This is a genomic window from Pseudomonas sp. KUIN-1, from assembly GCF_009176725.1.
GTDB lineage: Bacteria > Pseudomonadota > Gammaproteobacteria > Pseudomonadales > Pseudomonadaceae > Aquipseudomonas > Aquipseudomonas fragariae.
Genome location: NZ_AP020337.1, coordinates 5,469,499 through 5,492,993, shown reverse-complemented (window position 1 = coordinate 5,492,993; position 23,495 = coordinate 5,469,499). Strand labels below are relative to the sequence as shown.

The 23,495-nt window shown below is 60.4% G+C and carries 16 protein-coding genes; 7 read left to right on the top strand and 9 right to left on the bottom strand.

The annotated features are described in order from the left end of the window. The first annotated feature begins 41 nt into the window (after positions 1-41). The 3 genes from KUIN1_RS24905 to KUIN1_RS24895 all read left to right on the top strand — a co-directional run bounded on the left by KUIN1_RS24905 (position 42) and on the right by KUIN1_RS24895 (position 2,053). Positions 42-1,175, top strand: a complete 1,134-nt coding sequence (locus KUIN1_RS24905) for a PepSY-associated TM helix domain-containing protein (protein WP_152092353.1) — start codon at positions 42-44, stop codon at positions 1,173-1,175. After that, entirely contained in the window at positions 1,172-1,354 is a 183-nt protein-coding gene (locus tag KUIN1_RS24900) for a hypothetical protein (RefSeq protein WP_003402221.1), read from the top strand. The genes KUIN1_RS24905 and KUIN1_RS24900 overlap by 4 nt, the downstream gene beginning before the upstream one ends. Positions 1,355-1,423: 69 nt before the next feature. Then, positions 1,424-2,053, top strand: a complete 630-nt coding sequence (locus KUIN1_RS24895) for a glutathione S-transferase family protein (protein ID WP_024638082.1) — start codon at positions 1,424-1,426, stop codon at positions 2,051-2,053. Between the two features lie 2,020 nt (positions 2,054-4,073). Here the strand turns inward: KUIN1_RS24895 and rloA2 are convergent. Continuing rightward, positions 4,074-4,577, bottom strand: a complete 504-nt coding sequence (gene rloA2, locus KUIN1_RS24865) for a retropepsin-like aspartic peptidase RloA2 (protein ID WP_003402218.1) — start codon at positions 4,575-4,577, stop codon at positions 4,074-4,076. Positions 4,578-4,770: 193 nt separating this feature from the next. Between rloA2 and KUIN1_RS24860 the strand changes: the two genes are divergently transcribed. Both KUIN1_RS24860 and KUIN1_RS24855 read left to right on the top strand, forming a co-directional pair. Continuing rightward, positions 4,771-5,664: an acyltransferase gene (locus tag KUIN1_RS24860; protein ID WP_152092351.1), complete on the top strand. Its 894-nt coding sequence runs from the start codon at positions 4,771-4,773 to the stop codon at positions 5,662-5,664. 71 nt (positions 5,665-5,735) lie between these two features. After that, positions 5,736-6,782 (top strand): RHS repeat-associated core domain-containing protein, encoded by a 1,047-nt coding sequence (locus KUIN1_RS24855; RefSeq protein WP_232059991.1) that lies wholly within the window; start codon positions 5,736-5,738, stop codon positions 6,780-6,782. On the opposite strand, the gene KUIN1_RS24850 is transcribed toward KUIN1_RS24855, so the two are convergent. Further along, positions 6,762-7,325, bottom strand: a complete 564-nt coding sequence (locus KUIN1_RS24850) for a DUF2780 domain-containing protein (RefSeq protein WP_003402209.1) — start codon at positions 7,323-7,325, stop codon at positions 6,762-6,764. The genes KUIN1_RS24855 and KUIN1_RS24850 overlap by 21 nt on opposite strands. Positions 7,326-7,549: 224 nt before the next feature. On the opposite strand from KUIN1_RS24850, the gene KUIN1_RS24845 reads away from it, so the two are divergent. Continuing rightward, entirely contained in the window at positions 7,550-13,375 is a 5,826-nt protein-coding gene (locus KUIN1_RS24845; protein WP_152092350.1) for a hypothetical protein, read from the top strand. A gap of 109 nt (positions 13,376-13,484) precedes the next feature. Beyond that, entirely contained in the window at positions 13,485-14,531 is a 1,047-nt protein-coding gene (locus KUIN1_RS24840; protein WP_103378574.1) for an RHS repeat-associated core domain-containing protein, read from the top strand. Between the two features lie 31 nt (positions 14,532-14,562). On the opposite strand, the gene fdhA is transcribed toward KUIN1_RS24840, so the two are convergent. The 7 genes from fdhA to glyA form a co-directional block, all read right to left on the bottom strand. Next, positions 14,563-15,762 (bottom strand): formaldehyde dehydrogenase, glutathione-independent, encoded by a 1,200-nt coding sequence (gene fdhA / locus KUIN1_RS24835; protein ID WP_003316157.1) that lies wholly within the window; start codon positions 15,760-15,762, stop codon positions 14,563-14,565. 108 nt (positions 15,763-15,870) lie between these two features. Continuing rightward, positions 15,871-16,728, bottom strand: coding sequence for a formyltetrahydrofolate deformylase (gene purU, locus KUIN1_RS24830; RefSeq protein ID WP_152092349.1), 858 nt, complete (start codon positions 16,726-16,728; stop codon positions 15,871-15,873). Positions 16,729-16,933: 205 nt separating this feature from the next. Further along, positions 16,934-17,566, bottom strand: a complete 633-nt coding sequence (locus KUIN1_RS24825; RefSeq protein ID WP_003402202.1) for a sarcosine oxidase subunit gamma — start codon at positions 17,564-17,566, stop codon at positions 16,934-16,936. 50 nt (positions 17,567-17,616) lie between these two features. Then, the gene (locus tag KUIN1_RS24820) at positions 17,617-20,637 is read right to left on the bottom strand and encodes a sarcosine oxidase subunit alpha (RefSeq protein ID WP_003402200.1); all 3,021 of its coding nucleotides are present in this window, start codon (positions 20,635-20,637) and stop codon (positions 17,617-17,619) included. Continuing rightward, positions 20,634-20,930, bottom strand: a complete 297-nt coding sequence (locus tag KUIN1_RS24815) for a sarcosine oxidase subunit delta (protein WP_003316160.1) — start codon at positions 20,928-20,930, stop codon at positions 20,634-20,636. The genes KUIN1_RS24820 and KUIN1_RS24815 overlap by 4 nt, the downstream gene beginning before the upstream one ends. A 15-nt stretch (positions 20,931-20,945) precedes the next feature. Next, entirely contained in the window at positions 20,946-22,196 is a 1,251-nt protein-coding gene (locus KUIN1_RS24810; protein ID WP_024640218.1) for a sarcosine oxidase subunit beta family protein, read from the bottom strand. 17 nt (positions 22,197-22,213) lie between these two features. Further along, positions 22,214-23,467, bottom strand: coding sequence for a serine hydroxymethyltransferase (glyA, locus tag KUIN1_RS24805; RefSeq protein ID WP_152092348.1), 1,254 nt, complete (start codon positions 23,465-23,467; stop codon positions 22,214-22,216). Positions 23,468-23,495 lie beyond the last annotated feature (28 nt).

Below are 23,495 nucleotides of genomic sequence, written 5' to 3'. Positions count from 1 at the left end.
GGACGCGCCCAGCGCTGCGTCTCTTCGTCTGTGGATAAACCATGAAAAGCCAAACCGTGCGCCGCTGGTCCATCGTGCATACCTGGAGCAGCCTGATTTGCACCCTGTTCCTGTTGATGCTGGCTGTCACCGGCCTGCCGCTGATCTTTCATCATGAAATCGATCATCTGCTCGGCGACGCTCCGCATTACAAAGAGATGCCTGCCGATACGCCACGCCTGGACCTGGAGCAACTGGCCAGGGCTGCCGAAGCGCATCGCCCCGGCGAGGTGATGCAGTATTTTGGCTGGGACGATGAAGACCCCAATGGCGTCATGGCAATCACCGCTGCAACCGCCGGCACCGAGCCCAACTCCTCGCACACCTTCGCCCTCGATGCGCGCACCGGTGAGGCACTGGAGATGCCTTCTGCCAACGGCGGCTTCATGATGGTCATGCTGCGCCTGCACGTAGACATGTACGCCAATCTGCCCGGCAAACTGTTGCTGGCGTTCATGGGCTTGCTGTTCGTGGTGGCGATCGTTTCCGGGACCGTGCTGTATGCGCCGTTCATGCGCAAGCTGGAGTTCGTTCAGGTGCGGGTCAATAAATCCAGGCGTACGCGCTGGCTGGACCTGCACAACCTGATTGGCGTAGTGACATTGACCTGGGCGCTGGTGGTCGGCGTGACCGGGGTGATCAGCGCCTGCGCCGATCTGCTGATTGCCTCCTGGCGCAACGATGCGCTGGCCACCATGATCGCCCCTTACAAGGACGCGCCGCCATTGACCCAGCGCGCCCCGGCGACTCAATTGCTGGAAATTGCCGAATCCGCTGCGCCCGGCATGCAGGCCGATTTCATCGCCTTCCCCGGCACGCGCTTCTCCAGCGAGCATCATTACGCGGTGTTCCTCAAAGGCAATACACACTTGACTGCGCACCTCGCCACACCGGTGCTGATCGACGCCCAGACCCTGCACGTCACCGCCGTGGTCGAACGTCCCTGGTACATGGACGCACTGGGGATGTCGCAACCGCTGCATTTCGGTGATTACGGCGGCATGCCGATGAAGATTCTCTGGGCGGTGCTGGACGTGCTGACCATCATCGTACTCGGCAGCGGCGTTTATCTGTGGTGGGTGAGGCGTCGTGCCGCGCGCTCGGTGAGTGCTGTTCAGGCTCAGGTGGCGCAATGAGTTCGAAGCCATCGCGATTCTGGAAGACCTTTGCGATACCCGCCGTCATAGCGCTGCTTATCGGCGGCGGGCTGTTCGCTGCGCTATTGGGTGACGGCTGGTGGGATACGCTGGCGTGGCTGGGCATGGGGACGGCGGCCCTGTTGAGTATCAAGGGCTTGCTGGTACGGCGCGGTTGATTGAAGCGCTGATTGCATGCACAGCACAGGCTGACTAGTCTAGGATCCTGTCTCATTCGAGGAATACCCATGTCAGCGCCCACGATGACGTTGTACTTCAACGCCGCTTCGCCCTTCGCCCGCAAGGTGATGGTGATGCTGCATGAAACCGCTCAGCTCGATCGCGTCGAGTTGCAGACCACAGTACTGACACCGGTCAGCCCGTCTGCCGAGCTCAATGAAGACAACCCGGCCGGCAAACTTCCCGCGTTAAGGCTGGCCGACGGCAACGTCATTCATGACAGCCGGGTGATTCTTGATTACCTCGACCATCAGCACGTGGGCCTGCCACTGATCCCACGGGAAGGTTCGGCACGCTGGAGGCGCATGACCCTGGCCTCGCTGGCCGATGCGGTGCTGGATGCAGCGGTGCTGATCCGCTATGAAACCGCCTTGCGTCCGCAGGAAAAACACTGGGTTCAGTGGCTGGACAACCAGCAGCAGAAGATTGAACGCTCGCTGCATTACTTCGAAAGCGATGCGGTCACCGAGCTCAGCACGTCGTTCGATGTCGCATCGATCAGCGTCGCCGCGGCGCTCGGCTATCTGGATTTCCGCCAGCCGGATCTGAACTGGCGCAGCACTTATCCGCGACTGGCCGCCTGGTACCTGGACATCAGTCAACGCCCATCGATGATCGCGACCCAGCCGCCGGTCTGAGTCAATCTGCGCCGCGCTGCACAGTCAAGCCAGGACGCAGAGCGTCCAGAAATGCATACCCACGCGGAGCATGGGTACGATGGTGTTCTCGCGGGCGGCTATCGTTCCTCACGCTCCAGCGTGGAAGTGCCGTGAGTGATGCTCTGCGTCACAGGTCTGCGCCGCGCCGCACATTCGGGATAGGACGCGGAGCGTCCAGAAATGCATACCCACGCGGGGCATGGGTACCATGGTGTTCTCGCGGGCGGTATCGTTCCTCACGCTCCAGCGTGGGAATGCCGTGGGTGATGCTCTGCGTCACAGGTCTGCGCCGCGCCGCACATTCGGGATAGGACGCGGAGCGTCCAGAAATGCATACCCACGCGGAGCATGGGTACGATGGTGTTCTCGCGGGCGGCTATCGTTCCTCATGCTCCAGCGTGGGAAAGCCGTGGGTGACGCTCTGTGTCACAGGTCTGCGCCGCGCTGCACAGTCAAGCCAGGACGCAGAGCGTCCAGAAATGCATACCCACGCGGAGCATGGGTACGATGGTGTTCTCGCGGGCGGTATCGTTCCTCACGCTCCAGCGTGGGAATGCCGTGGGTGACGCTCTGCGTCACAGGTCTGCGCCGCGCCGCACATTCGGGATAGGACGCGGAGCGTCCAGAAATGCATACCCACGCGGAGCATGGGTACGATGGTGTTCTCGCGGGCGGCTATCGTTCCTCACGCTCCAGCGTGGGAATGCCTTGGGTGACGCTCTGCGTCACAGATCTGCGCCGTGCTGCACAGTCAAGCCAGGACGCGGAGCGTCCAGAAATGCGTACCCACGCGGAGCATGGGTACGATGGTGTTCTCGCGGGCGGCTATCGTTCCTCACGCTCCAGCGTGGGAGTGCCGTGGGTGACGCTCTGCGTCACAGATCTGCGCCGCGCTGCACAGTCAAGCCAGGACGCGGAGCGTCCAGAAATGCATACCCACGCGGAGCATGGGCACGATGGTGTTCTCGCGGGCGGCTATCGTTCCTCACGCTCCAGCGTGGGAATGCCGTGGGTGACGCTCTGCGTCACAGATCTGAGCCGCGCCGCACATTCGGGATAGGACGCGGAGCGTCCAGAAATGCATACCCACGCGGAGCATGGGTACGATGGTGTTCTCGCGGGCGGCTATCGTTCCTCACGCTCCAGCGTGGGAATGCCGTGGGTGATGCTCTGCGTCACAGGTCTGCGCCGCGCTGCACAGTCAAGCCAGGACGCAGAGCGTCCAGAAATGCATACCCACGCGGAGCATGGGTACGATGGTGTTCTCGCGGGCGGTATCGTTCCTCACGCTCCAGCGTGGGAATGCCGTGGGTGACGCTCTGCGTCACAGGTCTGCGCCGCGCCGCACATTCGGGATAGGACGCGGAGCGTCCAGAAATGCATACCCACGCGGAGCATGGGTACGATGGTGTTCTCGCGGGCGGCTATCGTTCCTCACGCTCCAGCGTGGGAATGCCTTGGGTGACGCTCTGCGTCACAGATCTGCGCCGTGCTGCACAGTCAAGCCAGGACGCGGAGCGTCCAGAAATGCGTACCCACGCGGAGCATGGGTACGATGGTGTTCTCGCGGGCGGCTATCGTTCCTCACGCTCCAGCGTGGGAGTGCCGTGGGTGACGCTCTGCGTCACAGATCTGCGCCGCGCTGCACAGTCAAGCCAGGACGCGGAGCGTCCAGAAATGCATACCCACGCGGAGCATGGGCACGATGGTGTTCTCGCGGGCGGCTATCGTTCCTCACGCTCCAGCGTGGGAATGCCGTGGGTGACGCTCTGCGTCACAGATCTGAGCCGCGCCGCACATTCGGGATAGGACGCGGAGCGTCCAGAAATGCATACCCACGCGGAGCATGGGTACGATGGTGTTCTCGCGGGCGGCTATCGTTCCTCACGCTCCAGCGTGGGAATGCCGTGGGTGATGCTCTGCGTCACAGATCTGCGCCGTGCCGCACGTCCCGGATCGGGCGTGGAGCGTCACACGATACTGAGGACTATGAACAACCTCAGCAATCAGGCTCGTCAGCGGTATAACGACGGGCCGGATTGACTGCGGCGTCGAACTCACGCAGTGCCTTGGCACCGATCAACAGCGGGAAGTTGAAGTGGCTGCGGTCCACCAGGTTGACCTCGACCGTACGCTTCTTGTCGCCCAGGCACAGTTCCAGGTCAACGACAGGGCGCTTGGCAGGGTTGATGCTTTCGTCGTCATCGTCGTCACCTTCTGCACGCCCCTTGATCTTGCTGATCCGCGACACCTTGTGCTCATACACCTTGTTGTCTGCACCCTTGGTTGCCAGGCGGAAACGTACCCAGTCATCACCATCGCGCTTGAACAACTCGATGTCCTTAGCCGACAGCGAGGCGGTCAGTGCGCCGGTGTCCATCTTGGCCTTGAAGGTCTGGCCTATTTCCGCAACCTTGATGTTCTCGTAGCGACCATACAACGTCGGTTCAGCGGCCATGACCGGCAGGGCCAGCAAAGACAATAGCGCCAGGATCGGTTTCACGTGGGAGGTTCCTCGCAATAGTCAGCGCCCGATTGGCGCCCGGTTTTAGACAGCGAACCTGCGGTAGGTTCGTCAGGATAAATGTGACGTCAGCATAAAGGCCGACACGTGAAACATTTGTAAGTACCTGTGTAATTGGCGTAAAACGCGAGGATCTTTATTATTGCCGCCCCTGAACCTTCAAGAGTCCGTCATGCGCCGTCTGTTCACCGGCTGTTTTGTTGCCCTGCTGTTACTGATCAATACGCTGCTGCTTATCGGTCCGCTATTGATTTTTGCGTTGCTCAAGCTGTTGTTCAGAGGCCGGATGCGCGATCGCTATTCAGCGGCGGTGATGTGGATCGCCGAAACCTGGGCCGAGATCGACAAGGTCATCTTCGCCACCTGCATACCGACGCAGTGGGACATTCGTGGCGATGAGGGGCTGCGTGGTGACACCTCCTATCTGGTCATCAGCAATCATCAGTCGTGGGTGGATATTCCCGCGTTGGTCCAGGCACTCAATCGGCGCACGCCGTTCTTCAAGTTCTTCCTGAAAAAGGAACTGATCTGGGTACCGCTGCTGGGCCTCGCATGGTGGGGGCTGGACTACCCGTTCATGAAGCGTTACAGCAAGGCGTTCCTGGCGAAGCATCCGCAGCTCAAGGGCAAGGACCTGGAAATCACCAAGGCCGCCTGCGAGCTGTTCAAGCGCCAGCCGGTGACCATCGTCAACTATCTGGAAGGCACGCGCTTCACCGCAGCCAAACATGCTGCCCAGGGCTCTCCCTACACCCATCTGCTCAAACCCAAGGCCGGCGGCGTAGCCTTCGTGCTGGCGGCAATGGGCGAGCAACTCGATGCCATTCTGGACGTCACGGTCGTCTATCCCGATTCAGGCATTCCCGGTTTCTGGGACATGCTCTGCGGTCGGGTCTCCAAAGTGATCGTCGATATCAAGACCCGTGAACTGGACCCGGCGCTGTGGCAGGGCGATTACGAAAACGACCCTGTGTTTCGCGAGAAAGTGCAGGGCTGGGTCAATCAGCTTTGGGACGAAAAGGACGCGCGTATTGCGGCGTTGCGGCTGGAGTTGCCCGGGCACTGACAGTTCTGACAGGTAGACGAGGCGAAACGGGCGGATGAGACTGGCCTTTAATGTTGCCGGAATCCGCTCTCATGTCATCGCCCGATGTTTCGCTGATCGGCTTATACCGTTACGACGGACTGGACCGACTGGCAAGCATAGTGCCAGCGGGGCAGGAGGTCGTCAGGCGTTTCTATCGAAACAACCGCCTGACCACAGCAATACAGGGCACTTCCCGCCAGTCTGTCGTTCAGACAGAAGATCTTTTACTGGCATTGCGCCGTGTGGAATCTGATCAGCTCCTGTTCGACCTGCTTGCCACAGATCAAGCCAGATCGGTGCTGCACAGCCTTGATGCCATGCGCAATCAGGCGTTTGTCTACAGCCCTTATGGCAGGCGATCCCTGCAAACAGCCGCACTGGGCGTACCTGGTTTTACAGGGCAGACGATTGATCCGATCACTGGACATTACTTGCTGGGCAATGGACTTCGCGCGTTCAACCCGACGCTGATGCGCTTTAACAGCCCGGATACGCTGAGCCCGTTTGGTGAAGGCGGGATAAATGGTTATGCCTACTGTGGAGGAGATCCTGTCAATAACGTCGATCCGACGGGACAAGTATTTCGGATGGTTTTGGCAGTGTTCATTCCGCGTGCGCTAAAGTCGGTAAAACTGATCAGCGCGCAATTTGGCGATGTGATTGAAACAACCCGCAAAGGCTTAATCCCTGCTGCTAGCTCACCGATGCCTCTGCAAGGCAGTAGAAAATGGCTTGATGACGCGCTTGAACCATTCAATGACAGCCAGTCTTCCTTCATCAAAAACCTCCGTCAAGTGAATCGCAATTTTGCCAGTCACGGAGACTCAGGGTTGAGTTTTGAGCAGGCCGAGTATTACGCGCGACTGGCGTCGCAAGTGTACTCCGGGAAAAAAAACGACTCGACAGCGTTTGGGGCGGCTGCTTTCAAATGGGCTCGGCAATTACCTGAAGGCCGCAGCACCGCCATGGTTGGCGCGGCCTTCAATTCAGCAGGTGCGATGATCTCGGGCGCTATGCAAAAAAAGCAGTACAAGAGCGGAGATATATTGAGGAAGGCTACGCGTATAAGGTCCGGCTCAGCTCCCGGTACCCCATAACCCACTCAGACTCTGCAACGCCGAACCACTGGCACCTTGCTGTCCCAGGTATTGCAGAATCAGCGGGGCAAACTGGCTGACCATCGTGCTGTCCATGCCCAACGCCTTGAAGGCATTGTTCACATCACCCATGCTCTGCACGTTGCCCAGTGCGCTGTTGAGCATCGAACTATTGCCTGACTTGCCGCCCAGCAGACTGCCCAGCCCGTTGGCGCCGCCCAGACTGTCCAGCGCGGACGTGCCGGACATTTGCTCCAGGCCCGGGACCGATTTGGCCAACTGCGAGTAATCGGTGCTGGTCAGTTTGTTCTTCGCCAGCCCGAGCAATGCGCCCGTCCCGCCAACCGCCTGTTCCGGGGTGACATTGAGCTGCGTACCCAGGGTATTGAGCAGCCCCGCGACTTCGGGTGCCGCCGTGGCTTTCTGATTGCCATTGGTGGCATTGGAGACCGCGTTCGCGGCGTCATTCAGATTGAAGGCAAATGCCGGGCTTGCCGCCACAGCCATCAACGTTGCCAAAGCCATTGCGCGTGCAGTTTTCATTGCGTCACCTTTATCGAACTCGAACCGCCCGTGAGTGGGCGATGAAGCAGAGGGTTTGACTGGAGGAACAGAAGCTTGTTCCCGGGGCGAGGCCGCGAACCACGGCAACGTCCGGTATTTGCTCGGTGACTGGACCTGGGTCGTCCTGAAACATCTATGTATTACCCCGCTTTTTCCGCGAAACAGCATGGTGTCGGTCATTTGGAATGCACGGAGCATCAGCAATGACCGACACCTACACCTCACTTCCTTCCATGCCAGCTGCCACCAGGGAAAGCCTTCAGCACGTACTGGCAACCGAAGGTAACGAGCAACTGGCCGCCATTCTGCAACGTCCCCGACCCGAAGGTTTCACGCTACTGGACGAGATCCAGGTACTTGGGGCTGCCAGCTCGTTCGGGCGATGGGCCGACGACATCGAACTCCTGAGTACCCTGAAATCAATGCTGTTCGATGACGACCTGAACGCCCTCAGCGACAGCGCAGAACGCGTCACCCGTTCTGTCGCTTCGCCGGCATCGGGGGAAGGCCCCGAGCACGAACTGGCCAAAGCGGCGTTCGATATTGCGCAGAGTCATCAGCGCGAGTCACATTCGTCGTGTGTCCGAAGCGAGCGCATCGATCGTACCCGGGGCGATTACCGCAGGTTGCTGAATACGCTGCGGGCACGAATACGGGACGTGACGACCGGCACCTGTGCGACCAACAGAGTGTTCATGGCCGTGGCCGATGACTCGCCGTTGTTTGCGAGCGTCGCTTTTGGCGGTTCTATCGTGCAGCAGTTCAAGGTGTTGCTCCGGGCTATCGCCGGCGTGGACCCTGCTGGCGATATCGATGAAGATCTGTTGCCCGGGGTACGCCTTAAAGACCTGCGCTACGTTCTTGATCTGGTCAACACGACTCAGGTGGACTTCAGGCAGCCTTTCACCTGTGTGCTGCATGTCAGGATGAATGAGGGCAGGCCGGTTCACTCGCTGCAACTGCAGGGCATTTCCGAGGGCCGGCAACCTGCGCACGCCACGCTGTCAGACCTGCACCTGCGAGTGATCCGTTTCACGGACTGCCTGGCCCCGCTGGCGCCGCATCTGGAGTCCGCAGATGCCAGGTGCATTCTGGCCATTCGCGACGATCGAACCGTCTCATTGCACGGCCTGCTCGATTACTACGGTGTCGACATTCCCCTGGCTGCCACCCGAGACGATCTGCTGCAGGCGATCACTGCGCTGTTGCCCGGAGAGCGCGAAGCCGACCCCGCAGTGATGGCGCCCGCGTTGCCTTTCACCCTGGCAGAACACCAGCGTTTCATGCTCGATACGTCGCAGGTCTACACCTTTCGGCAGCACAAGGTCCAGGCGCATGGCACTGACGATTACGGTGTCATCGACCTTGAGCTGGAGAAGGAGATGCAGTGGCATCTGGGTCGATGCCGCACCTTGCTGAACAGCTACCGGCATTTCGGTGCATCGCTGCAAGACAACGAAAACGCGCTGCTGACAATGTTCCAGCAAGCCGGTGGCATCACCCTGAAACTGGTCGTTTACGACAGCGACGGCCACCAGGATATCTACCGGGAGCAGCACACCGTCAATCCCTGGCGCGCGAAAGATCTTGCCGAATATTTAGACGTGGCGCGCCAGGAACTGTCGTCTTACATGATCAATACCATTCGCTATGGCGAGGCCGAGGGGGCGATCAATATCGAACGGCTGATCGTGCAAGTGATCGTGCCCAATCCTGTCCAGCGTCGTCATCCGCTGAGCGATATCGACATCGAAGCCTTCGATATCCGCAGCAAAGAACCTCCGTTTCTGTACGTAGACCCGCTTGCACTGGGCGCTTATGACGTCATCAGGTCGCGGTTTGTGGCGCTGACCGAGGAGCTGCGCGAGGTGCAATGGGACGCCGGCCGCGCTGTGACATTGCAGCGCGCGGTCCGTTATCTGCTGGCCCATTACCAGGAGGACCTGCCGGCGTTGCCGCACGCGCAGCGTCAGGCGGCCTATACCCGGCGCTTGAATGATTCCGTCAACGCCTATTACAGCGTGATTGCGCAGAACCTCGAGGACCAACAGCGACTGCAAGTCGTTCTGCAGCCGACCCAGCCGGAGTTCGTGGCGCGTGAACTGTGCCGTTATCTGGGGCTGAACGAATCCTGCTGGCCGGTGATTGCGCGGTCTTCGTTCGATATCAGTTACCAGGCCGGCTGGATCAATACCGGCACGTTCTTCAGGCACGAAGAGTCGCTTGGTTATCGAACCCTGCTGAGTGTGGTGTATGACGAAGACCTGCGCCGCGAGCTGGCGCTTGCCGACAATCGTGATGAACGGCTCGGGCAGCTGGCTCAGGCGCTCGCCGATAAAACCCGTTACACCGCAAGTCTGGACGCGTTGCAGGCGAAGCTGACCGGTTTATTCGAGGCGAACATTGCCTTCGTCAACAACAGCCTTCTGCCTGCTCGACTGACCGCACCACAAGCAGCGTTCAAGCGCGAGGCCGAGAACTACGCCATCCAGGCGACCGAAATCTACCGGGCGCTGGAGGCCGAGCGGCTCGTGCTGGTCTCCGGTACTGCCGCCGAGCGCTTGCAATCTCTGGAAGGGGCCACGCTGTCGGACAGTGACAGGCCGGTTCATTGCATCGAGTTATTGAGCGCCGACGAGAAGGTCCGCCTTGAAGCCAGTGCTCTGGCGTTCAGGCAGATGTTGAGTGCCCGAGCTAACGATGATGACATTCAGAACATGTCGACCAGCGCGCAGCATGTGCTGCAACTGGTGCATCAGGTCGGCGGACTGATTCCTGTGCTGGGCAACTTCATCAACCTGGGGTTCGATATTTACGACGGCAATGATGAAGGCATCGCGATGGATGCACTCAACATCATTGCCGAGCTGGTGCTGTGCAAGCTGCGCACGCTCCCTCCCAGGGTGCTGGGTGTGCTGATGCTGCAAGGCACCAACAGCTGGACGATGAGCCAGCAGGTCCAGGCCCTCGGCGAGTCGATCAGGGCCAACGACTACGAGGCGTCGGTGAAGAACTTCGGTTTTCTGCTGGTCGGTCTGCGTTCGGCGCTGCACTGCGGCATATCGGCGGTGAAAGGGCTGCGCTCCGCGACACTGCATTATCAACAGATCGTCAGCGAGCACGGCGTGTCTGACAGGTCTGATCTGACCGAAACGGCTCGACACCCTGAGCACAGCGATGCCATCGAGCGCGAAGCCGAGGGCGAACACCTCGCGAGGCGTCGGCCGTCGACAAGCAGCTCGCACTGGCGGGTCTCCGAGGATGGACAGATATCCGAAAGGCCCACGGGCAGAAAGGTCACGCGCCTCGACTGGAACGGCAACGCGATGGTCGAGGGCGGTGCTCGGGCGGTGCTGCTGGGTGGGATAAGCGAGAAGATTTACATGCTCAACGGCTATGCCTGCCGGATGGTCAGCGGGCTGGCGGGAACGGAATTGCGACCGCTGCATACGCTGGACCTGGAAGCAGGGCAATGGCGCAGGCATCCGCAGTCAACGGTCGACGCCCCGCAGCTTTCACGTTTTGCCCACACCGAAGATTTTCCGCTTGGCTTCAGCGGCCGACCGGAGCGTTTTCTGGCTCCCGCCAACACGGTCAGCTGGTATGACAACTGCGTGGTGACACTTGAAACAGCCTCCGTGCGGGTCATCGACGCAGATGGCAGGGTAAGCCAGCAGAGCGTGGCGCTTGGCGTGATCGAGCACAAATACGTCACCGAGCGTAAGGGTCATGTCGAAGTACTCGAACATGCGGGCACCGATGTTGAGACGACCGCCTTCATTCGCGCTGACGGCAGCCGCATGGACGTCGCCAGGGTCTTGCCCGCAATCCCGACCTACAAGCCTGAAATTCAGGCACAGATTGTTGCCGCTCAGGGCATGTTCGTGACTGTCCGGATAAGCGATACGCTGCAAGGTCTGGTCGGCAGAAAAACCGTGGCCGGCGTTCTGGCGACGCTCAGTGATGGCCGCGGGCAGGAACTGGTGATCGAAGCGGATCGCGGCGTTCACTATCGCGGCACGCTGCCCATCGAGCACTTCCTGGCGCTGGCGCCGGGCGAGACGTTGCACGACCAGCGGCCTGTTGCCCTGACCCTGCAGAAAATCAGCCCGCAAGCCGATCCCAAACGGGCGTTGCCTCACCTGTGGCACGACCAGTCGGATTATCGCGACGGCATCGCCCATGATGACTTTGCACTGGAGCTGTTCTATGGCGCGAAAGCGGCGAACGAAGCCTATGCACGCAACCCTCAGTGGGTCGCCAGGAACATCGACGCCGTGGCCAAAATCAAGTCGCGGCTGCCCTCGTCTATTACCTCGGTGGAAAATCCATACTATGTACTCGATACCCCCGAGGAACTGGCCATTCTTTTTGCTGCGCGCAACCAGGCGGCGTTGGCCAATACCTTGCTGGGCCATACCATTGAATGGGGAGCGGCATCGAGGTCCAGGGAGTTAAGCCTGGGGGAAAATATCCTCAAGCAGCTTCGTCTGAACGGGCCGCTGCTGGCCGCGCAGGAAAACATTCCGCCGCACGCCAGCGAGCGAGCTGCCTTGGTCAGTCAGCTTCAGGAGAAGCTGGCCCGCAACAACCTGATGATGGCTGAAGTCAGCCTGAAGTCAGGGGAAAAAGCCTGGTTCGCCCATTCGCCTGCCAGGCATCTCGGCATGCTGGCGGGGCATCTGCACGATGAGTTTTACCTGAGTCATGCGGGGTCGGTCATCGATCATGTCGAAGCCTGTTTTAGCGACCCGTCGAGAATCGAAAGTATCGCCGTGCTGTCGCTCGATGACGTCTCGGAAACCGATGCGCGACGCATTTTTCTTTCCTCGCAGCGCGGCTACACCTATGAGTCGGTCACCAGCCTGGAGCAGCCGGCCGAGCATGCACATCTGAGCGGTGCGCAACTGCAACTGCACATCGACGATGCCCTTTATCCCGAGCGAACCCGAGGTGTGGGGATTGCCAGCGCGGCTGTCGACCTGACAGGTGCCGAGGCGATCAGCAGCGGGCCAAAGCGCGGCAGTTACTCGATTGAGGGGCGTGACTACATCAAGCTGGATAACGGCAGGATCTACCGGGCCGAATGGGATGAGCGCAACCGGGTGTTTCTGCTGGTGCCGCCGCAGGGCAGGTCGCGCGCCGAGAGCCTGGCACTGCCCTGGGTGCGTCACATCGGCGGGCATGAGTTCACGCTGATCAACCGGCCAACGCTCAAGGGCGGCAATGTCGTCGATCAAATGATCTGCAGCATCCGCACCCGGCGGCCGACCGATAGCTTCGCAACCCACGAGTCCCATTCCGCTCATGACACAGCAAGCGGAACGCTTCAGGTTCACCATGAAGACCTGCACATCATGAACGACGACGTTCTGGTGCCCGGCAAGCTTAACGTGCCATCAAGCCTGTTCCACTCCATCGCAGCGGATCGTGACGGCTACGTGAGGCTCGAAGCCAGGGCAGCGGTGCCTGAAAGCTGCATCTCCAGCACCGAGTTTCTGGTGTCGAAATATGCCGGTGGACAAGTCGCGTTCGATTACCAGGGCGAGAGCCTTAACGATCCGACGCCCGTGGTGCCCAATGTCGAAGTCGTCGCCCTGCAGGATGGTCAGCCGGTGAGCCTGAATATCACGACAACAGCGCTCGATGACTGGATAAATGCACGCGGCCACTCTGATTACTTCGTCGGCGAGCAGTCATTTCCCGAGATCGGTGAAGGTATCGGTTTCATCGAGCGAGGGGGGCTGGAGAGCAACCCGTCATCGGACTACCCGTTTCATTTCATGTTCGTGGCCGGGAAAGTGCTGGACCAGAACGGGCAGGTTACCGGCGTGCTGGCCTCGGATTTGTCCGAGCCTGCACGTGAGCCTGATCAAGACGGAGTCACGCCGCAATTGTCGGCCAGACGGAACTGGAATCTGGGGCTTTTCCCGTCAATCGACAGCATGCGCGGGGCGCCGGAACCTGACAGCAACGCCTACGTGCAGGAGCATTACTACTCGGTATTGGTGAGGGCTGTGCGCGAGTAGGGCGCTTCCCCAGCGTTTTTTGTCCCGCAGGCGGAACAGCCTAGTAGTTCTGCTAGCTGGGCGTCAGCCCAGACTGGCTGCCATAGGGTGACTTCAAAGGAGTGACAACATGGCTTCGTCCGGGCAATCCGTGCTCTGCGTCTATCGCTACGATCCATTGGATCGCCTGGCCGATTGTTCGCCTGCGGGGCAGGGCAGCACTCGCTTTTTTTATCAGAAGACTCACTTGGCTACGCAGATTCAGGGGCAGGCCCAGCACTCGCTTATGCGCACGGACGAGCAATTGCTGGCGTGCTTGAGTGCAGAAAATAATCAGCGAGACGGGGTGTTGTTGGCTACGGATCAACAGCAGTCAGTGACCGTCGCTCAGGGGTTGGAGTTTGCCTACACGCCTTACGGGCATCGTCATCCTTCAGGCACCGCAAACCTGCCGGGCTTTACCGGCCAGCGGGTTGATCCGGTGACGGGGCACTATTTGCTGGGGAACGGGTATCGGGCGTTTAACCCCGTGCTGATGAGGTTTAACAGCCCGGACAGTCTGAGCCCGTTTGGTGAGGGTGGGGTGAATGCGTATGGGTATTGTGGGGGGGATCCGGTTAACTGGGTTGACTGGACAGGGAGTACACCCGCGTTATTGAAGGGGGTGTTAAGATTTTTGAAAGTAATGAAGCCTTCTCGGCGTTTATCTTCGGGCAACGTTACGGGTACTTCCCTGCAGCCTCTTTCTGACGGAATAAACTCAGGATTAAGTACGAGTGCGCCACAGTTAAGTCACTCTGCAGCGGTGCGACAAGTTGAATTAGTGAGTGTGTCTGTAAAAAAATTGAATAAAGAAGCAGGTCTTGACTCTGTAAAAGCCGCAAAAGAGTTTAAGGCCAATGATAAGCTTTATAGTGAATATATCGACAAGTCTAAAAAGCTGAAAAGTGATACGCAAGTTGGATTAAGTTTTTATGATGAGGATGATCTCGTTTATGAATATACACATGTTCAACAATACATAAGAGAGCAGCGAAAACTTGCTAATCCTATTCAGGATCTGTCGACACCACCCTCTTACAAACTCGCCCGTGAAATCAAGGGTGATAAGGAGTTGGAGTTGATAATGGAGCAGATTCGAGGGGTTAAGCAACCCGCTTCGAATCTGCCAAGGTAAGTAGCCAAGAAACCGACTTTACTGTTGATGCTTACGCAGCACCAAACAACCCATGCGGATCAATCACAAACTTCTTCGGCACGCCCGAATCAAACTCGCCATAACCCCGCGGAGCATCATCCAGACTGATCACCTCGACACCCACTATGTCGGCGATCTTGATGCGGTCCCACATGATCGCCTGCATCAGTTGGCGGTTGTATTTCATGACCGGGGTCTGGCCGGTGTGGAAGCTGTGGGATTTGGCCCAGCCCAGGCCGAAGCGAATGCTCAGACTGCCCATTTTGGCGGCGGCGTCAACGGCTCCCGGGTCTTCGGTGACGTACAGGCCGGGGATGCCGATCTTGCCGGCGACGCGCACTACGCCCATCAACGAGTTGAGAACGGTGGCGGGTGCTTCGGCCTGAGCGCCAGCATGGCCGTGACCGCGTGCTTCGAAGCCTACGGCGTCGATGGCGCAATCCACTTCAGGTTCGCCGAGCAGGGCAGCGATCTGCTCGTGCAAGGGGGTGTCCTGGGACAGGTCGGCAATTTCGAAGCCCTGGGCCTTGGCGTGAACCAGACGCGTCGGGTTCACGTCGCCGACGATCACCACCGCAGCGCCCAGCAAGCGTGCTGACGCCGCCGCAGCCAGGCCGACCGGGCCAGCGCCTGCAACGTAGACTGTGCTGCCCGGCCCCACCCCGGCAGTCACTGCGCCGTGGTAGCCGGTGGGCAGGATGTCGGACAGGCAGGTCAGGTCGCGAATTTTTTCCATCGCCGCATCGCGGTCCGGAAGTTTGAGCAGGTTGAAGTCGGCGTAAGGCACCAGCACGTATTCAGCCTGGCCGCCGACCCAATCGCCCATGTCGACATAACCATAGGCACCACCGGGGCGCGCAGGGTTGACCGTCAGGCAGACGCCGGTGTTCTGTTCCTTGCAACTGCGGCAGCGACCGCACGCCACGTTGAATGGCACAGAAACCAGGTCACCGACTTTCAGATGTTCCACGTCACGACCGGCTTCCAGCACCTCGCCAGTGATTTCATGACCGAGTACCAGCCCGGTTTGCGCCGTGGTGCGGCCGCGTACCATGTGCTGGTCCGAGCCGCAGATGTTGGTGGAGACCACGCGCAGGATCACGCCGTGTTCGATGCGCTTGCCGCGTGGATCTTCCATTTTCGGGAAAGGAATTGATTGCACTTCGACCTTGCCAGCGCCGAGATACACTACACCGCGATTACCAGACATACATGTCACCTCGCTTTTATTGTGATGAAGCAGATTTAGAGCAGAGAAGAACAGTTGCAAGCTTCAAGCGGCGAGAAATACGGATCGCTTGCAGCTTGCAGCTTGCGCCTACAAAACCACTGTCCTGTTGGCGTTGAGGAACACCCGCCGTTCGATGTGATAACCCACCGCGCGGGCCAGTGTCAGCCCTTCGATGTCTCGACCCTTGGCGATCAGGTCTTCGGGATAGTGACTGTGATCGACCACTTCCACGCCCTGGGCAATGATCGGGCCTTCGTCCAGATCGTTGTTGATGTAATGCGCCGTGGCACCGACCAGCTTCACCCCCTTGTTGTACGCCTGATGGTAGGGCTTGGCACCCTTGAAACCGGGCAGCAACGAGTGGTGGATATTGATCGCCTTGCCGTCCAGCTTGCGACACAGGTCCGGCGACAGGACCTGCATGTAGCGGGCTAGAATCACCAGTTCTGCCCCCGACTCTTCGATGACCTGCCAGACTTTGGCTTCCTGCGCAGGCTTGTCGTTCGGGTCCAGTGGGAAATGGTAGTACGCAATGCCGTGCCAGCCAGCCAGTGGCTCAAGATCAGGGTGATTGGACACCACCGCGACCATGTCCATGGACAGTTGATTGATACGCTGGCGATAGAGCAGGTCATTGAGACAATGATCGGCTTTCGAGACCATGATCACTACTTTTGGCCGGTAGTTGGGCGCGGTGAGTTCGAAGATCATGCCAAACGTTTCGCCGCGCTCACTCAGCCCGGCCCTGAACGCCTGTTCGTCGAAAGCCTCGGGCTGACGAAACTCCACACGGATGAAGAAGCGTCCCGAGAGGCGGTCATCGAAGGAGTGGTGTTCTGTGACGTAGCAACCCTGCTCGAACAGAAAGCGCGTCACTGCGTCTACCGTGCCCAGCATGCTGGGGCAGTCGGCGGTCAAAATCCATGTGTCGGGCGCGCGGCTCATTAAATGAATGCTCCAGAGTATTCGTTATCCGCAAATCTGACTGACAGTGTCAGCCAGCCTGCTCAAGCTGGACGCAGAGCGTCCGGAACTGCATTCCCACGCGGAGCGTGGGGACGATAATCATCGGGTCGGCTATCGTGCCAATGCTCCCGCAGGAGTCTCCATTAAGACTGACGCTGCGGTTTCAGCCCCGGTTCCGGGCGCTTCACGCCTGAATGCTCAGCCCGTACTCGGCACTCGCATCCTGCAGCCACAGCCACCAGTAATCCGAGAAGCTGCGGCGGACCAGCAGCTCCCAGGTTTCTTCTCCGGTCCGGCGGATTACCAGTTGCGACTTGGCGAACACGGTGCCGACTGCCTTGCCCACCGGGAAGTTGTCCGGGTGCACATCGTAGCTGGTCGACTTCATCAGTACCTGGCGCACCTTCGGCCCGCTCAGTTCAAGAATCGACTGCCCGCCGCTGACATTGACGATCGCGATGTGCTGCCCGCTCAGTTCGTCGCGTAGCTTCTGTTCTGCCGCAAACTCTTCGCCGCTCGGCACGATCAGCAGCCACTCGTCCGGGCCAAGCCACTGCAGCGAGCTCTCGCCGCTGATGACCAGCATCAGCGCGGCGGGCAATTCCATGCCCAGCGCCTTGTGGACGCCAGCGGCGAAGGCCGGATCGTGGGCATTGCCACGAATCGTCAGATGCCCCAGCAGCTTTTTCTCGCGCAGGAAAACCCCCGGACTGGCGCGCCCCTTGCCAATCAGGCTGTCGAGGTTTGCATGGAACAGCGGCGACTCGGCTTTGACATCGGAGGTCGGGCGCTGCTGGTAAACGTTGGCTGTGCTCATGATTCACCTGCTTGAATTCTGTGTGCTGCGGATGATCGGCTCATCGTGTGCTACTCGACGTTCTGCCGCTCGCCCTTCGGATCGAAGAACACCGAAGAAACGATCTCGGCTTCGATCACGCTGCCATCGGCTAGAGGCGCGAAGACCCGTTCGCCCATACGCGCCAGGCCGCCTTTGACCACGCCCATCGCGAACGAATAGCCCAGCGAGTTGTGCGCGTAACTGGAGGTCACGTGGCCGACCATGCTCATCGGAATCGTCTGTTTGGTGTCGAAGACCAGTTGCGCACCCTCCGGCAGCCATTTGGCAGGGTCCACCGGCTTGAGGCCGACCAATTGCTTGCGCTGTTCGCGCACGCAGTCTTCGCGATTCATGCCGCGCCAGCCGATCCAGGAGAACGGCTTGGTACGGCCGACACACCAGCCCATGTTCAGGTCGTCGGGCGTCATCGAGCCGTCAGTGTCCTGACCGACGATGATGAAACCCTTCTCTGCGCGCAGCACGTGCATGGTCTCGGTGCCGTAAGGCGTCAGGTTGTACTGTTTGCCTGCCTCGGCGATCTTTTCCAGAACGCCCATGGCGTAGTCGGCCTGAATGTTGACCTCGTAGGACAGTTCGCCGGTAAACGAGATGCGGAATACCCGGGCCGGCACTCCGGCGACCAGACCTTCCTTCCAGGTCATGAACGGGAAAGCTTCACGGCCCAGATCGATATCGGTGACTTCGCTGAGCAGCTTGCGGCTGTTGGGACCGGACAGCGTCAGGGTCGCCCAGTGATCGGTCACTGAGGTGAAATACACTTTCAGGTCCGGCCATTCGGTCTGTTGATAGATTTCCAGCCATTGCAGGACGCGCGCTGCGCCGCCCGTGGTGGTGGTCATCAGGAAGTGGTTGTCAGCGAGACAGGCAGTGACCCCGTCATCGAAGACCATGCCGTCTTCCTTGCACATCAGGCCGTAGCGCGCCTTGCCCACGTCCAGTTTGGTCCAGGCGTTGGTGTAGATACGGTTGAGGAACTCGCGTGCATCCGGGCCCTGAATATCGATCTTGCCCAGCGTCGATGCGTCCAGCAGGCCGACGCTGTCGCGCACCGCCTTGCATTCGCGAGCAACGGCGGCGGGCAGGTCTTCGCCGTTTTTCGGGAAGTACCACGGCCGTTTCCACTGACCGACGTCCTCGAATTCGGCACCGTTTTTGACATGCCAGGCGTGCAGCGCAGTGAACCGCACGGGTTCGAAGATGTGTTTGCAATGACGTCCGGCTATCGCGCCGAAGGTCACCGGCGTGTAGTTGGGACGGAACATGGTGGTGCCCATTTCCGGGATCGACACATTCAGTGAACGGGCGGCGATGGCCAGGCCGTTGACGTTGCCCAGCTTGCCCTGATCGGTGCCGAAACCCAGCGCGGTGTAGCGCTTGACGTGCTCGACCGACTCGAAACCCTCGCGCGTTGCCAGTTCAATGGCGGCGGCGGTGACGTCGTTCTGAAAGTCAACGAACTGCTTGGGTGCCCGAGCGGTGCCTTTTTCATGCGGCACCTGAAACAGCGCCAGCGTCGGCTCTTCAGCACGGCTGAGGGCTTTGGGCATCACGCCTTCGACCACCTTGAAGCCCGCTTCACTGGCAGCGCGCACGCCGCCTTCGAAGCCATCGGCAAGACTGTCAGCCAGGCTGTAGACGCCGTTGACGCCGCCTACGCAGATACGTTTCTGTGGTGCCTCGCCTGGTACGAAGCCGAGGATGTCCTCGCGCCAGACCGGCTTGCCGCCCAGGTGCGAGGCCAGGTGCACGATCGGGCTGTAACCGCCGGAGCTGGCAACCACGTCGCATTCAAGCCATTCGCCGGGGCTGGTCACGCTGTGCGTCTTGACGTCGATGGCGGCAACGCGGGCAGCCGTCACGCGCTTGCTGCCGCGGGCCTCGATGACCGCGCTGCCGGTCAGGATGCGAATGCCTTTGGCCCGCGCTTCTTCAACCAGCGGACCGCGTGGGTTATGCCGTGCATCGGCAATCGCGACCACGTGCAGACTGGCGTCGAGCCAGTCCAGAGCGACGCGATAGGCGTGATCGTTGTTGGTGGAAAGCACCAGTTTCTTGCCCGGGGCCACGCCATAGCGACGAACGTAAGTCGATACGGCACCGGCCAGCATGTTGCCGGGCACATCGTTGTTGCCATAGACCAGCGGACGCTCGTGAGTACCGGCGGCCAGCACTACGCGTTTGGCACGTACCCGGTGCATGCGCTGGCGGACCATGCCGATCGGCGCGCGATCACCCAGGTGGTCGGTGAGGCGCTCGTGGATGGTGAGGAAATTGTGATCGTGGTAACCATTGACCGTGGCACGCGGCAGCAGGGTGACGTTGCGCAGGCTTTTCAGCTCGGCGACGACCGTCGACACCCACTCGGCGGCCGGTTTGCCGTCCAGGCTTTCGCGGCTGTCGAGCAGGCTGCCGCCGAACTCTTCCTGTTCATCGGCAATGATCACGCGGGCACCGCTGCGACCTGCTGCCAGCGCGGCGGCCAGACCGGCCGGGCCTGCGCCGACGATCAACACGTCGCAGTGCTGGTTCATCGCGTCGTAGCTGTCCGGGTCGTTCTCGGTCGGCGAGCGCCCCAGGCCGGCAGCCTTGCGGATGTACTTCTCGTAAGTCATCCAGAACGATTGCGGGTACATGAAGGTTTTGTAGTAGAAACCCGGCGGCATCAGCTTGCCGCCGACCTTGCCCAGAATGCCCATCACGTCGGTGTTCACACTCGGCCAGCCGTTGGTGCTGGTTGCGACCAGTCCCGAGTACAGCGCCTGTTGCGTAGCGCGCACGTTGGGGATCTGCGTCGCTTCGGTCGCGCCGATCTGCAGCACCGCATTGGGCTCTTCCGAACCCGCTGCGAAGATGCCGCGCGGGCGGGAGTATTTGAAGCTGCGGCCGATGATATCGACACCGTTGGCGAGCAGGGCAGAGGCCAGCGAGTCACCTTCAAAGCCCTGGTAGGTCTGGCCGTTGAAGGTAAAGTTGAGCACCTTGCTGCGATTGATACGGCCGCCGTTGGGCAGGCGATGGGTCTGGCTCATACCTTGTCTCCCTGATCCGTGAACTGCGGTCTGGTACCGATCGGATAGGTCTCGAGAATCTCGTAGGTCACGGTGTTGCGCGTCATGTTGAAATACTGGCGGCAACCGGCGGCGTGTATCCACAGTTCGTGATGCAGGCCGCGCGGGTTATCGCGAAAGAACATGTAGTCGCCCCATTGCTCATCGGTGCAGGCACCGGGGTCCAGCGGGCGCGGGATGTGCGCCTGACCTGACGGGTGGAATTCCTCTTCGGAGCGCAGTTCGCCACAGTGAGGACAGAAGATATGCAGCATGGTCGGGTTCTCCTGTTAGTGGGCTACGGCTGCAGCGCCGTGTTCGTCGATGAGTGCGCCGTTGTGGAAACGGTCGATGGAGAACGGCTTGGCCAGCGGATGCATCTCGCCTTTGGCCAGGCTGGCGGCAAACACGTTGCCCGAGCCCGGCGTGGCCTTGAAGCCGCCTGTGCCCCAGCCGCAGTTGAAGAACATGTTCGGCACCGGGGTCTTGGAAATGATCGGGCAGGCGTCCGGCGTGGTGTCGACGATGCCGCCCCACTGACGGTTCATGCGCACGCGGGACAGCACCGGGAACATCTCGACGATGGCCTGGATGGTGTGTTCGATCACCGGGTACGAGCCGCGCTGGCCGTAGCCGACCCAACTGTCGATACCGGCGCCGATCACCAGGTCGCCCTTGTCGGACTGGCTGATGTAGCCGTGTACCGCGTTGGACATGATGACGCTGTCGATAATCGGCTTGATCGGCTCGGAAACCAGTGCCTGCAACGGATGTGATTCGATGGGCAGACGGAAGCCTGCCAGCCTGGCCATGTGCCCGGAGTTGCCGGCGGTGACCACACCGACACGTTTGGCACCGATGAAACCCTTGTTGGTTTCCACACCGATGCACACGCCGTTTTCCTTGCGAAAGCCGATGACTTCGGTCTGCTGAATCAGGTCGACGCCCAGCGCATCGGCCGCGCGGGCGAAGCCCCAGGCCACCGCATCGTGACGGGCGACGCCGCCACGGCGCTGAACGGTTGCGCCGATGATCGGGTAACGGGTGTTTTTCGAGCAATCCAGGTACGGGATTTCCTCGGCGACCTGCTGGCCGTTGAGCAATTCGCCGTCCACGCCGTTAAGCCGGTTGGCGCTGACGCGGCGCTCGGAGTCGCGCATGTCCTGCAGGGTGTGGCACAGGTTGTAGACGCCGCGCTGGGAGAACATGACGTTGTAGTTCAGTTCCTGGGACAGGCCTTCCCACAGTTTCATCGCGTGTTCATACAGGTGGGCCGACTCGTCCCACAGGTAGTTGGAGCGCACGATGGTGGTGTTGCGCGCAGTGTTGCCGCCGCCCAGCCAGCCTTTCTCGACCACGGCGACGTTGGTGATGCCGTGCTCCTTGGCCAGATAATAGGCCGTCGCCAGACCGTGCCCGCCGCCGCCGACAATGACCACGTCGTAGATCTTTTTCGGGGTCGGCGTGCGCCACATGCGCTGCCAGTTTTCATGGTGGCTGAGGGAATGCTTGAGAAGGCCGAAGCCTGAGTAATGCTGCATGTGAGGCTACTCCTGACTCAGCGATAAACCGGAAAATCGGCGCACAGGGCGGCGACCTGGCTGGCGACGTCGGCCTCGACATCGGCATCACCGAGGTTGTCGAGGATGTCGCAGATCCAGCCGGCCAGCTCGACGCACTGGGTCACCTTGACGCCGCGGGTGGTAACGGCCGGTGTGCCGATGCGCAGGCCGGACGTCACGAACGGCGACTGCGGGTCGTTGGGCACCGAGTTCTTGTTGACGGTGATGTGCGCACGGCCCAGCGCGGCGTCGGCGTCCTTGCCGGTCAGGCCCTGACGGATCAGGCTGACCAGAAACAGATGGTTGTCGGTGCCGCCGGAGACCACGTCGAAGCCCCGTTCGATGAACACCTGCGCCATCGCTTGCGCGTTGTCGATGACCTGCTGTTGATAGGCCTTGAAGGCGGGCTCCATGGCTTCCTTGAAACACACGGCCTTGGCGGCGATGACGTGCATCAGCGGGCCGCCCTGACCACCGGGGAAGACGGCGGAATTGAATTTCTTTTCCAGCTCTTCGTTGGCCCTGGCCAGAATCAGGCCGCCGCGTGGGCCGCGCAGGGTCTTGTGGGTCGTGGTGGTGACCACGTCTGCGTAAGGCAGCGGATTCGGGTAAAGACCGGCGGCAACCAGACCGGCGACGTGCGCCATGTCGACGAACAGGTAGGCGCCCACCTTGTCGGCGATTGCGCGGAAGCGCGGGAAGTCCAGGGTCTTGGAGTAGGCTGAAAACCCGGCGATGATCATTTTCGGCTGGCACTCGACGGCGATGCGCTCGACTTCGTCGTAATCGATCAGCCCGGTCGCGGTGTCGATGCCGTACTGCACGGCGTTATAGAGTTTGCCCGAGAAGCTGACCTTGGCGCCGTGAGTCAGGTGACCGCCGTGCGCCAGGCTCATGCCCAGCACGGTATCGCCGGCCTGGAGCAGCGCCAGATAGACCGCTGCGTTGGCCTGACTTCCGGAATGCGGCTGAACGTTGGCATAGTCGGCACCAAACAGCTGTCTGGCGCGTTCGATGGCCAGTTGCTCGACCTTGTCGACGTGCTCGCAACCGCCGTAGTAACGCTTGCCGGGATAGCCCTCTGCGTACTTGTTGGTCAGGCCGCTGCCCTGCGCCTGCATCACGCGTTTGCTGGTGTAGTTCTCCGAGGCGATCAGCTCGATATGGTCTTCCTGACGCTGCTCCTCGGCGTTCATCGCCGACAACAGTGCATCGTCATAACCCTGGATCTGGTCTTGCTTGCTGAACATCGCGGATCTCCCAGCGGCGGCGCGGCGC